This is a genomic window from Heyndrickxia sp. FW510-T9, from assembly GCF_058781025.1.
Genome location: NZ_JBYSWK010000032.1, coordinates 34178 through 48947, shown reverse-complemented (window position 1 = coordinate 48947; position 14770 = coordinate 34178). Strand labels below are relative to the sequence as shown.

Sequence of the window (14770 nt, the reverse complement as noted above, 5' to 3'; positions counted from 1 at the left end):
AGAAAATTACCGTAAAAATCCTACTGCCGATTTTTACTCATATATAAATAGCAACAAAGTTTAAGAAAAGAGCCTTTCAAAAAGATCAAAGTAAGAATGGAAACCTATTTCGATTCTCATTATGCTTTCACCATGATATACTTATATACGAGGTGTCCAACATGGATAAAGAATTAATGATAACGTGGATGGAGGAAGGAATGCTCCATATTCCACAAATCTTATTGTCAAAATATAAAAAGATAGGCTTAAATGAAACAGAATTAGTTTTGCTTTTACAAGTTCATTCTTTTCTTGAAAAAGGGAAGGAATTTCCAACTCCTGAAGAACTTGCTAATAGAATGACCATTCCGGATAGTATTTGTGCATCAATTCTAGGCAGATTACTGCAAAATCAATTCATTTGTATAGATGAAGGCTATACAGAAAATAATATTCGTTATGAAAAATACTCGTTAAAACCTTTATGGGAAAAATTAATTGATGAATTTTTTTATGATAAAAAGCAGGACGAGCTTGAAAAGAATTTATTGCAGGAAACGGATTTATATACTACTTTTGAGAATGAATTCGGAAGACCATTATCGCCATTGGAATGTGAAACTTTAGCAATGTGGCTTGATCAAGACGGACAGGATCCTGTTCTTATAAAAGCAGCGTTAAGAGAATCGGTTTTATCCGGGAAATTGAACTTCCGATATATTGACAGGATCCTTTTTGAATGGAAAAAGAATGGAATTAAGACGATTGAACAAGCCCGTAGCCAAGGTCAAAAGTTTCGTCAGCAACGGAAATCAACGAATACTTCCTCAAAAAGTACAAATACAGTCCCATTTTACAATTGGCTAGAACAATAGAAAAGCGGAGGCGCCGCAGCTAGACAGGATTAAAAGTAAGTATTAAGGTGGTATTGTTACATGTTAAACCAAAGCCAAATACGATTGTGCCTTGATGAAATGGGAAAAATGTTTCCTGAGGCACACTGTGAATTAAATCATTCTAATCCTTTTGAATTGGTCATTGCGGTTTCATTATCTGCACAATGTACAGATGCACTTGTAAATAAGGTAACAAAGCAATTATTTCAAAAATATACATCACCTGAAGACTACTTATCTGTCACACTTGAGGAACTTCAAAATGATATAAGATCGATCGGGTTATTTAGAAATAAAGCGAAAAATATTCAAAAGCTTTGTCAAATGCTTATCTCAACTTATAACAGGCAAGTACCTTTAGATCGTGATGAATTAACAAAGCTTCCTGGTGTAGGAAGAAAGACAGCAAATGTGGTAGTATCTGTTGCATTTGGAGAACCTGCCATAGCGGTTGATACACATGTGGAAAGAGTAAGTAAGCGACTTGGCTTTTGTCGTTATAAAGACAGTGTATTAGAGGTTGAAAAAGTATTGATGCGCAAAGTTCCTGTTGAGGAATGGTCTATTACCCATCATCGCATGATTTTTTTCGGTCGATACCATTGTAAAGCACAAAATCCCCAATGCGAAACATGTCCATTATTGGATTTATGCCGCGAAGGTAAAAAACGCATGAAAAGGAAAGTAAAGTAAGCTAATTGGTAATACTAGTAGTAAATGCATAAACAAAAAGTGAGAGCCATTATTTAATGCACTCTCACTTTTTTATTATCTAACCATCTCTGCCGGGTGGATTTGGAGGTTGTTTTTGATTATCCCCATTATTGTTGCCTTTTCCATTATTATCCCCATTATTGTTGTCTTTTCCGATATTATTCCCATTTTCGTTGCCATTGCCGTTATCACTACCATTTTCATTACTATTCCCGTTTTCGTTGTTATTAACATTCCCATTTTCATTACCGCTATTATTGTCGTTGCCATTACCATTCCCGTTAGCATTGCCATTAGCATTACCGTTGCCATTACCACTATTTTCATTACCGTTATTATCATTCGGATTCGGAACGGTCACTGTAATTACCACAGGCTTGCTCTTGGTACTATCTAAAACAGCGGTGATTTCAAATGTATAGGTTACTCCTGGTTTCGGATTAGCAATTGTTAATGTTTTATCACTGGTTGCACCTAATGATTCTTTAGAATCATTATTTATAGAACTTGTTATTTCAAAAGTGACACCATCTTTTGCTTTTGGATGATCCCAAGTCAAAATAATTTCATTTGTATTTTTATTAAAGCTTCCTTTCACCTTTGTAGGTGGCTGAAGCTTATCATAAACTTGGGAAACTTGAGACGGTTCTTCATTGCCTTTCACGAATAATTCATAACTAATTTTATCTTTTGGCGTTAAAGCACTAGGTTTTTGTGCAGGGTTTGTGCCAGTTTCAACAGGTAGCTTAACCACGCTATTTGGCATTGTAAAGTCTTCAGGTTGTTTTCCTTGTTCTACATAGCTCATTAAATTTTTAAACATTAATTGTGCAATATGCTGAGTTGGCCCTGCCGGAATATAATTCTTTTGATTAGGATATCCTGTCCAGATTGCACAAGTATAGTCCGTATTATATCCTGCAAACCAAGCATCTGGAACGGCTTTATCAGGGATATTCCAATTTCTAATATTTTCATCAGAATAGTTAGTTGTACCGGATTTACCGGCAAGGTGCAATCCAGGCACATAAGCATCATGACCTGTTCCTCTAGGAGCAGTAAGAACATCCTTTAACATATCTGTAATCATGTATGCTGTATAATCACTCATCGCAATTTTCGGTTTTGGAGTGTTTTTTATTACTGTATCACCGTCACGTAAGACGATTTTTCTTACCGTATGCGGTTTATTGTATATACCGTTATTTCCAAATGCTGCATATGCTCCAGCCAATTGCACGGTGGATACTTCAATACCACCACCAATGGAAGAAGATTCAACAAGGTTACTAAAATTAAACCCTAAGTTAGATGAGAATTTCTTCGCATTATCAAATCCAACTGCCATTAAAGCTTTATATGCAGGGATATTTCTTGATTCATATAATGCTTTTCTCATGGACATTTGTCCTTCATATTGCCTATCCCAGTCATGTAATGGAATATTACCATCCTTATAATTGGTAGGTGTATCCATTAATTGGTGATAGGTTGACCATTTATTATATTCGATAGCTGGGCCATAGTCTAAAATTGGTTTAATGGTTGAACCAGTAGAGCGTTTAGTACCAATTGCATAATTTATTCCACGTAAGACTTTAGGATTTCGCGAACCGCCAATCGCACGAATTTCACCAGTTTTTGTATCTAATAATGTAACGCCAGCTTGAAAGTTATTATCTGGATAGTTAACTATTTGATTGGAGTTCATCATATTTTCAGTATATTCTTGAGCTTTAGGATCTAATGTCGTATATATTTTTAATCCATCTGTAAAAACATTATAGTCACCCATTGATTGGACTTCATTAATGACAGCGTCAATAAAAGCATCATATTTTTGCTGTTGAGCTTTTATACGGTTTGCTTTTTTGACAAGGCCAGTTTTGATAGGAACCTTTTGTGCATCTTCCATTTCCTGCTTAGTGATCTTATTATGCTGATACATTAGAGAAAGAACAATATTTCTCCTTTTTTCAGCGAGTTCAGGATTGTCAAATGGATTGTAGTTATTAGGACTTTGTTGAATACCCGCAAGCACTGCAACTTGTGGTAGCTTTAATTGATCCAAAGGCTTATTGTAATAATATTTTGCTGCCGTTGCTATTCCATGGACACCATTTCCCATGTAGATTTTATTTAAATACATCTCCAATATTTCATGCTTCGTATATTGTCTTTCTAATTGAATAGATAACCATGCTTCTTGAGCTTTCCTCTTTAATGTTTTCTGTTCAGAAAGATAAGACATTTTAACTACTTGCTGGGTGATTGTACTCCCGCCTTCTGCACCAAATCCCCTAGTGAAATTGGCAAGGACTGCTCCGCCAAGACGTATTGGGTCAATTCCATGATGTTTGTAAAAACGATCATCCTCAGTAGCCAAAACTGCATCTTCTACAAGCTTTGGCAGTTCATCGTATTTTACATAAATTCTATTAACAGTCCCAATTGTTTCAATAGGATGATTATCTTTATCATAAATGGTGGATGCGATAGGGTCCGTAAGCATTTTTTTGTTTAACTTCGGTGCACTGCTCGCATAATAAGCAAAAGTAGCTATTCCAGACAATAATCCAATCAAACAAATGAGAAAAATTGCAAGGAATAGTCTTTTGAAAATAGACCGTTTCTTTCGTTTACCTTTTTTATTTGTCGTCTTTGTCTGTTGCTGTTTTCTGCGTTCCTCTCGTGTTTGATATTTATCTGCCATAAAAAAATTTCCTCTCTTCCCAACCCTAAATATTATTTAAAGTTGTTGTTCAAAACCAATATTAATTCATTTCCCCGATTTGATATAGCTGGTTAATTATATAAATATAATCGATTCTAGGCTGTATTCCAAGTGAAATCTTGTGGCCAAAAGCCTCCACTTCTTCTTTTTTTATGGATTTTCGTCCACCCAGCTCCATCCTATTCCAAAATTCAAAAAGATAATGGCTTTCTAACAAAAAAATTTCTTCTGATCTGGCGAAACGAAGAATGATAAAGCTAATACCATTTTGTTTTACAATGCTTTGCATATGATCAATTTGATGCTTATGAAAGTTTTGTAGTGGGAATGAAGTTGTATTTTGCGTTTCTTTTGCCTCAAAGTCGATATATCTACCGCAGTAGATACCATTGTAATCTGTTGTAGAAGGCTGTTTGAAATAAGCTTCTCTAATAACAGCCGTACTTCTTGATTTGTAATCAACTTGGACGATTTGCACTGGTGTTGGTTTTTTATGAATTACCGCAATTCCTTGTTCTAAATAATAAACGTTAGTTTCATTTAAGTCAGATTCTAAGGTCATTCCTCTATTACTATACGAAAAATTTTTCTGTTGTGTAGCCTTTTTTTTGACCGTTTCCATCTGCACATATTTTTTTCCATTAGGATAGTGGAGATCCATTAGCGTATCACCTCACAAGCTAAATTATATCATAGCAAATATAATTGGTGATGGTGAATAAAATTACTCTAAATATTGCTATACCATTATTTGACGATTTTAAAACATGTTTTGTTTCACTTAAAATAAGAATTTATTGTGTCATTTTCATTTAAATAATTTATTTTTATACTTTAAATAATAAAAGAAACGTAAAAAAGGAAAAGCTTAAGTACTTTTCCTTTTTTATTTAGAAATATATATTTTTTTAAGTAGAAGGCCGATTAGGTCCAGAAAGCTTAGGATTGCCGTAACCAGCTTTGGAATTTTTCTTTTTTTCTTGATTATCTTGTTGCTTTTGTGCTTTGCTATCCATAAAGAACCACCTCCAACTATTATTGTAAACAACATTCATTAAGGTCATTCACCACATGTCGAAACAAGATATTTTTTTGATTTTGAACACTTTCTTTGCCGAATTCCTTCTAGTTTTGTCATCACAGGAGGGAGATTGAGAAAGGGACAGAATATATATATAACAAAACTTGTCTTGTTTGGAGGTCTTAGAGGATGATCGAAAATAAAGAAGTTTTACAAATGCTTGACATTATAGAGCAATCACTATTGGAATTGGAGAAAAAGGTAGAAAGTCAAATAGAGAAAGAAAAACAGAATATAACTCGTCAAGTAGTACAAGACTGCAATAAATTAGAAAGAAAAATTGCTCGGGTAGAAGAAAAAGTAAATAGAAATGTAGCTTTAACGATGCTACAGTCATTTGCATAAATACTATTAACACTAACATATTTTTGACATATTGATTCCTAGTAAATATAATGAATGTGCATTTAGTAGTTCTCAAACTACTTTTCTCTGTAAATAATAGTCTTTCGGAGGATAAAATGGACATCGATAAATTAAAAAAGGATACTATATTACTTATTGAGTTAAATCAATTTGCGCTAAAATCTTATCAAGAAGTACGAGAAACAAATATAGCTGGAGATTTCTTTCGAGATGTGAAACCTTTTGCAGATCAAATAAAGTTACTATGTGATGAATGGCTACCACTTGCGGTTAGTTGGGTCAAAAGTTCACGGCCAAAACATCTTCATCCCATACAATTAAATAATGTTTCGGAAAACATTCAAATGGTGTCTGTTAGAGCCTTTTATCCAGAAACAAGTTTGAAAAAATTTAACTCGCATATACAATCTGTCGACTATGTTTTAAATTGTATATTAGAAGAATTGGAACAAAAAGTTGAAAACGAATAAAACTGGAATATAGAAATCGGCATTCGCCGATTTCCACCATTCACACCTCCTATATCAAGAACAATGCACAGCGTTTTTCTTAAAATAGACAAATCACCATTTTATTATTATTTCATAATGTGTATTAGTATGACCCGATGTTTAGGAGGATAAGTATATGAATGGATATAATGCTAATAGAGGTACATCCGTGCCAAGTAGTAGCTACAGAAATAGCATTCCATCCCAACCAATGTTTAATCAACCTAACTATGCAGTTTCGTCAATTCCACACCATAATTATCATCAACCATATCTTTATCCTGGACAGCAAATTCCAAATGGATATCCGTCATATGGGGGATATAATCAGTTGCCAATGTACACTCCAGCAGGAAATGAATATCCTTTTCAGCAACAACAATTATTCCAGAACCCGTTACAGCCATCGAATCAGAACGATTTACTAAACAGTTATAAACCATATACAAACCCATATCCAAAATCACAATATAATATGAAACCTCAAGCAAGCGGAATGAATTCGATTATGAATTCATTTAAATCTCAAGATGGTTCTATTGATTTTAATAAAATGGTAAATACAGCTGGGCAAATGATGAATGCGGTAAACCAAGTTTCAACGATGGTGAAAGGCATTGGAGGCATATTTAAACCATAAGGCTTTTAAAGCCTTATTATTTTTGCAATATCTTGACCAATATTTAATTGGAAATTCAGCATAAGTGAGCTTATATTTAAACACAAAAATGAGGAATCAGATGAAATACGCTGATTCCTTTTTTGTTATATATTATTCAATTTTCAACTTTTTCCCATTTTCCTTAGGTACATGTAACGTTAATAATCCATCTTCATAATTCGCCTTTACTTTTTCTTCATTAATAGGTTTAGATAATGGAATGGATCGAGATGATCGTTGGATGGAATTTTTCTTAAAAATTGATTTTTGGTTTTGATTTTCTTGTGTAATCGTTTCTATATTTTCTACGGAAATGGTAATGAACTGTTGGAAAATATCTATATCGATTTGATCCTTTTTTACACCGGAAAGCTTTGCAGTAATGATATATTCTTTATCCGTTTCATTCAGATCAACTGGAAATGCGGTATATGGAAAAGGTGATGCGAAGAAATCATCAATATTTTCTAAAAATCCTTTAATTGGTGGTTCTTGAAAAAAGTTATTCATGGAACGCATCAACCCTTGAAAAGGTTCATGAATTGCGTTTTTGTCAAATTTATCCGGCAGTTTGTCAGACATCACAAAGGCTCCTTTCAAATAGAGATTTTCAAATTCAGTTTATGAAGAAAAAAGAGAAAATGTGCTATGCATCATAGTATAACTGTTTATACATTTACATCATTGAATAATATGGCATCGGAATATATTGTTAAAGAATAAAAAACACTTTCTCAACGAACGTTTATTCGCTAAAATAATAGTAATGAGGTGAACGTTATGTTTAAAAAAAAGACTTTGAACGAAATCATACAATTATTAAAAGAAGATAATCTATTTAAAGATCATATTGTGCATTGGCATACAATAGATGAAAAAGAAGCAAAGACTTTACCCTTTCCAGAATCCATACATCCAAAATTACGTATTGCTTTACAAGAAAGAGGAATTTCTGAACTTTATACCCATCAAGCTACAGCATATGAATTAGCAACTCAAAAGAAAAGTTTTGTGGCAGTTACACCTACTGCTTCAGGAAAAACGCTATGCTATAATCTTCCAGTTTTACAAACGATTATCGAAGATGATAAATCTCGAGCACTATATATGTTTCCGACAAAAGCACTTGCTCAAGATCAAAAGAGTGAAATAAACGAAATAATCGAAGAAGCAGGAATAAACGTTAATAGTTATACATATGACGGAGATACATCCTCTAATATACGACAAAAGGTTCGTCAAGCAGGCCATATTGTAATAACCAATCCAGATATGCTACACTCTGCCATTTTACCGCATCATACGAAATGGGTAACATTTTTTGAAAATCTTAAATATGTCATTATAGATGAATTACATATTTATAGAGGTGTGTTTGGAAGCCATGTTGCAAATGTTATTCGAAGGCTAAAGAGAATTTGCAGGTACTATGGAAGCGATCCTCTGTTTATTTGTACATCAGCCACTATTGCAAATCCGCGCGAATTAGCCGGGAACTTAACTGGTAATGAAATGGAGTTAATTCATAATAATGGCGCACCTTCAGGTAAAAAACATTTTGTTTTTTACAATCCACCGATAGTCAATAAGCCATTAAATATTCGCAGAAGTGCAACTTTAGAAGTAAGAAATATAGCAAGAGAACTTTTAAAGAATAAAATTCAAACAATTGTTTTTGCAAGAAGTCGTGTTCGTGTAGAAGTAATCCTAACATATCTGCAGGAAGCAGTTAAATATCAATTAGGGTCAAAGTCGATTCGAGGGTATCGTGGTGGCTATTTACCTACACAAAGACGGGAAATTGAAAAAGGATTAAGAAATGGGGATATATATGGTGTCGTAAGTACGAATGCATTGGAGCTCGGAGTGGATATCGGAAGGCTTCAGGTTTGTTTAATGACAGGGTATCCAGGAACTATTGCTAGTGCTTGGCAGCAAGCCGGACGAGCTGGTAGAAGACATGGAGAAGCTCTTATCATAATGGTAGCGAGTTCTTCTCCCATTGATCAATTTATTATTGGACATCCGGAATATTTCTTTAATCAAAATCCAGAAACTGCTAGGATCAATCCAGATAACCTTGTTATTCTTGTTGATCATATTAAATGCGCTGCATACGAACTTCCATTTCAACTAGGAGAACGTTTTGGAGAGGTGGACATTCGTGATATTCTTGAATTTCTTGTAGAGGAACGAGTATTACATTTTAATCGTAATAAATGGTATTGGATGAATGACTCTTTTCCTGCACATAATATTAGCTTAAGATCGGCTTCACAAGAAAATGTTGTGATTATAGATATTAGTGAGAAGGCAAATGTTCATGTAATTGGAGAAATGGATCAATTCAGTGCTTTAACCTTACTTCATGATGAAGCTATTTACCTTCATCAAGGGATTCAATATCAGGTGGAGGAGCTTGATTGGGATGAGAAAAAAGCGTATGTACGTGAAGTAGAGGTCGATTATTATACGGATGCAAATTTAGCGGTAAAATTGAGTGTTTTGGAAGTAGATAATACGAAAGAAGAAGGAAAGTTCGAAATAGGTTATGGGGATGTAACGGTACAAGCTATGGCTACGATATTTAAAAAAATTAAATTTAATACCCATGAAAACATTGGTTCTGGGCCTATTCATCTGCCGGAAATGGAGCTCCATACAAATTCCGCATGGATATCACTACAATTAGAGAATCATAGAGAAGATTTAGAAGCAAGTTTAATCGGAATTGCAAATGTATTAAAATCTATCGTTCCGCTTTTTGTCATGTGTGACCCTCATGATATCCATGTTGTACCACAAATAAAAGCAGTTCATAATGAAAAACCAACTGTATTTTTGTATGATCGCTATCCAGGTGGAATCGGACTTAGTGAAAAAGTATATGAGAATGTTCATGATATTATTCAAAAAGCAAATGAATTAATCACGAATTGTCCATGTGAATCCGGGTGTCCTACATGTATAGGGACCCAGCATACTTCTAAAAATGCAAAAAAGCTTGTAACAGATTTGCTCAAGTTTATAGTAAGACAATGAGTGTAAACGGGGAAAAATAATTATGTCATTAATAAATAAATTAAATCGAATGAAACAGCATATAGTGCGGGAAGAAAAAAACATATCTCAATCCCCCCAAGTACCTGAAAAAGAGGAAAGTATACAAGATTCTGCTATTCCTTTCTTACATATATGGGAGTCTGCCAACACTACTCCCTATTTTAAAGAGAAAGATTACTGTCTTATTCGGGAAGTTCGCTACCCGCTTGATTATTATCATGGTAAATATCAATTTCGGGACTTTTTGAAGGCAGTGGACCTATGGAATCAATATGATGGAAATCATCCCTTGTCTGCAAAAGGTTTCCATCCCTCTGATTTATTTTTCTTTGATACGGAGACAACTGGGTTAGGGGGAGGTGCCGGCAATACAATATTTATTTTAGGATATGCAAGTCTCACAGATAATGAGGTTATTTTAAAGCAGCACTTTTTGACTGAACCAGGTATGGAGATTCCCTTATATTTTAGTTTTTTAGAGAATATTAACTATTCTACTCTCGTTACTTACAATGGAAAGGCATTTGATTGGCCACAAGTCAAAACAAGGCATACATTGATACGTGAACATTTACCTAAATTGCCTGCTTTCGGTCATTTTGATTTATATCATGCATCTAGAAGACTATGGAAAACCAAAATGGACAGAGTCAAATTAGCAAATGTTGAAAAAGAAATTCTTCAAATTGAACGAAAAGGTGATATTCCAGGATATTTGGCACCAATGATATATTTTGATTATGTTGATCGGAAGAATCCTGAAGGGGTCCTCGAAATTTTAAAACATAATGAAATCGATATTTTGTCATTAATCACTTTGTATACACATCTTACATTGCAAATATTGCAAGTGGACCCTATGCAAACTATGGAGGAAAAACTGCTTGTTGGAAAATGGTTTGATTATATTGGGGAAGAAAATATAGCAATCGAAACCTTTTCAAAAATTGCTGCTGCAGATAATATCGAGGCAAAATATGAACTTGCATTTAAATTAAAAAGACGTAAGGAATATGAAGTAGCAAGGATGTTATGGACAGAAGTATCTGTTTCTGGAGATGGCGTCATTCAAAAACAAGCATACATTGAATTAGCAAAATTAATGGAGCATCAATTTAAGCATTATCAATATGCTATAGAATATGTAAATAAAGCTATCGATTTGCATGAAATTTCATCTCCAATAACAGCTGATCCATTTATTGAAGAAGCAAATAAAAGATTAGCGCGATTAAACAAAAAACTATTATGAGCTACCTAAATCGCTCAGTTTTATAATTGTTGATCAACCTGCTTCACTTCTCTATTATTCGTACCACATAAAGGCTAGAACAAACATTTAAACCAACCATCTATTGTTATATAAAGAAATAATTATTGTTTGAAAATTCTATTTCCTGGGGAAGCGCAGATTTCGACTAATGCTTCTCTTTCTTTTTGATAAAGTGACATTTTTCTACAGTTTTGCCACAAAAAAATAATAATGTTGTCATTATTAATAGATTGTGTCGAAAAATAATTCATTGTAAAATATAGAGAAACTTAATGAATAATATCGAAGGTTGGGATTTACCTATGTATCGGGCATTATTGGTTATTTTCTTTGTTATTGTTGGTTTAACTGCAGTTCTTTTCTCTAGTTTAAAAGGCAGCTTTTATACATTCCTGTAAAATATAAACGAATATCCTACCTTGATATAAAATAGTTGTTTGTACTAGTACATGTACCATCCTTTTATCATAATTTGTTAATGTATCAAGAAGATTAATGATGAAAGGAGTTATGACCATGTACCATTGTGGACCTAAAGTATTACCTCCATGTGTTGCTCCAACCAAATGCTGTGTCACTCACTCATGTGAAACATTCATTCAGCCGCATATTTATCCGTCCCATACGACACATGTGAATCATCAAATTATTCAACATCAAAACTACTATCCTCACAGCGATTCTTTTGCTAATGAGGTACAAAATGTAAATGTGGGACCAGGACCAGGACCGGGATTCGTCCCTGGACCAGGATTCGTCCCTGGACCGTTTGGAATTCCTAGATAACGTATAAAAACAAGGATGGATACATTTCATCCTTGTTTTTACATACATATATAATAGGTAAGGGGGAAATATGGTGAAAGTTTTATGTGTAACGGGATATAAACCATTTGAGTTAGGTATTTTCTCCACCAGTCATCAAGCAATACCGTATATTAAAACAGCAATAAAAAGAGAAATGATACAATTTTTAGAAGAAGGATTAGAATGGGTTCTCATTTCGGGTCAATTAGGAGTAGAACTATGGGCAGCAGAGGTGGTTTTTGATATTCAGAGCGAATATCCAGAATTAAAGCTGGCCATATTAACACCTTTTCTTAATCAAGAAGAGAATTGGAACGACAATAATAAGGAAATGTATGAAATGATATTAGCACAAGCAGACTTTGTCGAATCTATCTCAAAGCAGCCATATCAAAATCCACTCCAATTTATAAATAAAAACAAAATTTTTCTTCATAAAAGTGATGGACTACTCATAGTCTATGATGAGCAAACGATTGGTTCTCCAAAATATATTTTGGAGGAAGCGAAAATGTATAAAAATGTAAATCCCTATGAAATTAGAACCATTGATTTTAATGATTTGCAAATTATAATGGAAGAAGAACAATGGAATGAATCTTAATACATAATAAATTGACAAACAAATAGATATTTGAAAAAATAAAATAAAGTTTCACGTAAAATACGAGGTGATGTTTAATATGTTATCAGATAAAATAAAATTAACAGCAAAAGATATATTGGAAAAAGATTTTAAAACGGTTGTTCGTGGTTATAAACCGGAAGATGTTGATAAATTTTTAGATTTAATTATTAAAGACTATGAAACCTTCCATCAAACAATTGAAGATCTTCAGCATGAGAATATGAGGTTAAAAAAGCAGGCTGATGATTCATATAGAAGACAACCTTCTCAACCAACAACTGGGACAACTAATTTTGATATTTTAAAAAGACTATCAAATTTAGAAAAACATGTTTTCGGAAGTAAACTCAACGATTAATTAGGAAAAATTACAAGTTGAAAAGTTAGAAAAAGTTTACTATAATAGTAAAGCGGCGTTAAGCTGTATGAATAACGTTCGGGTAATCGCTGCAACTTTATGTTGTAGAGGAAAGTCCATGCTCGCACGGTGCTGAGATGCCCGTAGTGTTCGTGCCTAGCGAAGTCATAAGCTAGGGCAGACTGTTAATTAGTCTGACGGCAGGGAAAATACCTAAGTCCATAAGGATATGGTATGACTACCTTTAAAGTGCCACAGTGACGTAGCCTTGTGAGAAATCTCAAGGGTGGAACGAGGTAAACCCCGCGAGCGAGAAACTCAAATTATGGTAGGGGCACTCTTTCTGAGGAAATGAACAAAGAAAGAGACAAGCAGTTTTTGCTTGGAGATAGATGATTGCCACCGGAGTACAAGATGATACCAATCGTTTGCAGTACAAAGGTACAAAACATGGCTTATAGAACGTTATTTATGGTATAAATAAGAATGTAATATGCTCTCCTTATTGTAGGAGGGTTATTTTTATGCTTAAATTTTACATATGAAATAGAATAGAACATAGGTAAGGTGAAAATATGTCAAGTAAATATACTATTATTGCAACTGCTGCAATGGGATTAGAAGCGATTGTAGCAAAGGAAGTAAAGGCGCTGGGCTATGAACCAACCGTTGAAAACGGTAAGGTTATTTTTCAAGGTGATGAATCAGCTATTGCACGATGCAATCTCTGGTTAAGGACTGCTGACCGGATAAAAATAAGGGTAGGAGAATTTAAGGCATATACGTTTGATGAACTTTTTGAAAAAACAAAAGCATTAAATTGGGGTGAGTATTTACCTTTAAATGCGGAATTTCCTGTTCAAGGGAAATCACTTAAATCAAAACTATATAGTGTGCCTGATTGCCAGGCTATTGTAAAAAAGGCGATTGTGGAAAAAATAAAAGCCCACTATAAGCATACTTCCTGGCTAGAGGAATCCGGCCCATTATTTAAAATTGAAGTTGCGCTTTTGAAAGATGTTGCTACTATTACCATTGATACAAGTGGAGCAGGTCTACATAAGCGCGGGTATCGTATGGATCAGGGGGAAGCTCCATTAAAAGAGACGCTTGCTGCTGCACTCATTCAATTGACAAATTGGCGACCAGATAAGACATTTAGTGATCCTTTTTGCGGATCTGGCACAATTCCAATTGAAGCAGCATTAATCGGGCAAAATATTGCTCCAGGCTTTAATCGTGAATTTAACTCAGAAAGTTGGCCATGGATGAAACAAACAATATGGGATCAAGCAAGAATAGAAGCAGAGGACCTTGCTAACTATGATCAGCCTTTAAATATTATCGGTTCTGATATTGATCACCGGATGATTAATATTGCAAAAGGAAATGCAATGGAGGCGGGTCTTGGAGACCTCATTACTTTTAAACAAATGCAGGTCACAGATTTTACTTCTAATGAGGAATTTGGTGTAATTGTCGGAAATCCTCCGTATGGTGAACGTTTAGGTGAACGAAAAGAAGTAGAAAAAATGTATGAGGCAATGGGAAAAACATTTTCTAAATTGGATACCTGGTCTATCTATATATTAACTTCATATGAACAATTTGAAGAAGTTTATGGTAAAGAGGCCACGAAAAAACGGAAATTATTCAATGGATTTATTCGAACAGATCTATACCAATTTTGGGGAGCAAAACCTCCAAAACAGTAAT

The 14770-nt window shown here is 34.1% G+C and carries 15 protein-coding genes and 1 other RNA gene; 13 read left to right on the top strand and 3 right to left on the bottom strand.

The window, feature by feature from the left end:
* Positions 1-161: 161 nt before the first annotated feature.
* Positions 162-857: a DnaD domain-containing protein gene (locus AC3WJF_RS15715; RefSeq protein ID WP_492453823.1), complete on the top strand. Its 696-nt coding sequence runs from the start codon at positions 162-164 to the stop codon at positions 855-857.
* A 60-nt stretch (positions 858-917) separates the two neighbouring features.
* Positions 918-1571, top strand: a complete 654-nt coding sequence (gene nth / locus AC3WJF_RS15710) for an endonuclease III (protein WP_492453820.1) — start codon at positions 918-920, stop codon at positions 1569-1571.
* 79 nt (positions 1572-1650) lie between these two features.
* On the opposite strand, the gene AC3WJF_RS15705 is transcribed toward nth, so the two are convergent.
* Both AC3WJF_RS15705 and recU read right to left on the bottom strand, forming a co-directional pair.
* On the bottom strand, positions 1651-4305 hold the full coding sequence (locus tag AC3WJF_RS15705) for a transglycosylase domain-containing protein (protein WP_492453818.1): 2655 nt from the start codon (positions 4303-4305) through the stop codon (positions 1651-1653).
* Positions 4306-4366: 61 nt separating this feature from the next.
* Positions 4367-4987 (bottom strand): Holliday junction resolvase RecU, encoded by a 621-nt coding sequence (recU, locus tag AC3WJF_RS15700; protein ID WP_492453817.1) that lies wholly within the window; start codon positions 4985-4987, stop codon positions 4367-4369.
* Positions 4988-5536: 549 nt separating this feature from the next.
* Here recU and AC3WJF_RS15695 point away from each other — a divergent pair.
* The 3 genes from AC3WJF_RS15695 to AC3WJF_RS15685 all read left to right on the top strand — a co-directional run bounded on the left by AC3WJF_RS15695 (position 5537) and on the right by AC3WJF_RS15685 (position 6904).
* A complete protein-coding gene (locus AC3WJF_RS15695) occupies positions 5537-5752 on the top strand; it encodes a hypothetical protein (protein ID WP_492453815.1) in 216 nt (71 codons plus the stop codon).
* Positions 5753-5868: 116 nt separating this feature from the next.
* Entirely contained in the window at positions 5869-6243 is a 375-nt protein-coding gene (locus AC3WJF_RS15690) for a YppE family protein (protein WP_492453813.1), read from the top strand.
* 157 nt (positions 6244-6400) lie between these two features.
* Complete coding sequence (locus tag AC3WJF_RS15685) at positions 6401-6904, top strand: YppG family protein (RefSeq protein WP_492453811.1); 504 nt, start codon at positions 6401-6403, stop codon at positions 6902-6904.
* Between the two features lie 132 nt (positions 6905-7036).
* Here AC3WJF_RS15685 and AC3WJF_RS15680 read toward each other — a convergent pair whose 3' ends face one another.
* Positions 7037-7507 (bottom strand): Hsp20/alpha crystallin family protein, encoded by a 471-nt coding sequence (locus tag AC3WJF_RS15680; RefSeq protein ID WP_492453809.1) that lies wholly within the window; start codon positions 7505-7507, stop codon positions 7037-7039.
* Between the two features lie 198 nt (positions 7508-7705).
* Here AC3WJF_RS15680 and AC3WJF_RS15675 point away from each other — a divergent pair, with 198 nt between their 5' ends.
* The 8 genes from AC3WJF_RS15675 to AC3WJF_RS15640 all read left to right on the top strand — a co-directional run bounded on the left by AC3WJF_RS15675 (position 7706) and on the right by AC3WJF_RS15640 (position 14769).
* Positions 7706-9967, top strand: coding sequence for a DEAD/DEAH box helicase (locus tag AC3WJF_RS15675; RefSeq protein ID WP_492453807.1), 2262 nt, complete (start codon positions 7706-7708; stop codon positions 9965-9967).
* A gap of 22 nt (positions 9968-9989) precedes the next feature.
* The gene (locus AC3WJF_RS15670) at positions 9990-11240 is read left to right on the top strand and encodes a ribonuclease H-like domain-containing protein (protein WP_492453805.1); all 1251 of its coding nucleotides are present in this window, start codon (positions 9990-9992) and stop codon (positions 11238-11240) included.
* Between the two features lie 293 nt (positions 11241-11533).
* Complete coding sequence (locus tag AC3WJF_RS15665; protein ID WP_492453803.1) at positions 11534-11659, top strand: hypothetical protein; 126 nt, start codon at positions 11534-11536, stop codon at positions 11657-11659.
* A gap of 118 nt (positions 11660-11777) precedes the next feature.
* Positions 11778-12047, top strand: coding sequence for a CotD family spore coat protein (locus AC3WJF_RS15660; protein WP_492453801.1), 270 nt, complete (start codon positions 11778-11780; stop codon positions 12045-12047).
* Positions 12048-12120: 73 nt separating this feature from the next.
* Positions 12121-12672: an SLOG family protein gene (locus AC3WJF_RS15655; protein WP_492453830.1), complete on the top strand. Its 552-nt coding sequence runs from the start codon at positions 12121-12123 to the stop codon at positions 12670-12672.
* 79 nt (positions 12673-12751) lie between these two features.
* Positions 12752-13054 (top strand): cell division regulator GpsB, encoded by a 303-nt coding sequence (gene gpsB / locus AC3WJF_RS15650; RefSeq protein ID WP_492453799.1) that lies wholly within the window; start codon positions 12752-12754, stop codon positions 13052-13054.
* A 74-nt stretch (positions 13055-13128) separates the two neighbouring features.
* Positions 13129-13517, top strand: an RNA gene (gene rnpB, locus AC3WJF_RS15645) — RNase P RNA component class B.
* Between the two features lie 112 nt (positions 13518-13629).
* A complete protein-coding gene (locus AC3WJF_RS15640) occupies positions 13630-14769 on the top strand; it encodes a THUMP domain-containing class I SAM-dependent RNA methyltransferase (RefSeq protein WP_492453796.1) in 1140 nt (379 codons plus the stop codon).
* Position 14770 lies beyond the last annotated feature (1 nt).

Excerpts from the sequence above, each read along its gene's own strand:
- AC3WJF_RS15685 (WP_492453811.1), top strand. The coding sequence starts at position 6,401 with ATGAATGGATATAATGCTAATAGAGGTACATCCGTGCCAAGTAGTAGC.
- AC3WJF_RS15680 (WP_492453809.1), bottom strand. The coding sequence starts at position 7,507 with ATGTCTGACAAACTGCCGGATAAATTTGACAAAAACGCAATTCATGAA.
- AC3WJF_RS15695 (WP_492453815.1), top strand. The coding sequence starts at position 5,537 with ATGATCGAAAATAAAGAAGTTTTACAAATGCTTGACATTATAGAGCAA.
- AC3WJF_RS15715 (WP_492453823.1), top strand. The coding sequence starts at position 162 with ATGGATAAAGAATTAATGATAACGTGGATGGAGGAAGGAATGCTCCAT.
- nth (WP_492453820.1), top strand. The coding sequence starts at position 918 with ATGTTAAACCAAAGCCAAATACGATTGTGCCTTGATGAAATGGGAAAA.
- AC3WJF_RS15690 (WP_492453813.1), top strand. The coding sequence starts at position 5,869 with ATGGACATCGATAAATTAAAAAAGGATACTATATTACTTATTGAGTTA.
- recU (WP_492453817.1), bottom strand. The coding sequence starts at position 4,987 with ATGGATCTCCACTATCCTAATGGAAAAAAATATGTGCAGATGGAAACG.
- AC3WJF_RS15665 (WP_492453803.1), top strand. The coding sequence starts at position 11,534 with ATGAATAATATCGAAGGTTGGGATTTACCTATGTATCGGGCATTATTG.
- AC3WJF_RS15705 (WP_492453818.1), bottom strand. The coding sequence starts at position 4,305 with ATGGCAGATAAATATCAAACACGAGAGGAACGCAGAAAACAGCAACAG.
- AC3WJF_RS15670 (WP_492453805.1), top strand. The coding sequence starts at position 9,990 with ATGTCATTAATAAATAAATTAAATCGAATGAAACAGCATATAGTGCGG.
- AC3WJF_RS15660 (WP_492453801.1), top strand. The coding sequence starts at position 11,778 with ATGTACCATTGTGGACCTAAAGTATTACCTCCATGTGTTGCTCCAACC.
- AC3WJF_RS15640 (WP_492453796.1), top strand. The coding sequence starts at position 13,630 with ATGTCAAGTAAATATACTATTATTGCAACTGCTGCAATGGGATTAGAA.
- gpsB (WP_492453799.1), top strand. The coding sequence starts at position 12,752 with ATGTTATCAGATAAAATAAAATTAACAGCAAAAGATATATTGGAAAAA.
- AC3WJF_RS15675 (WP_492453807.1), top strand. The coding sequence starts at position 7,706 with ATGTTTAAAAAAAAGACTTTGAACGAAATCATACAATTATTAAAAGAA.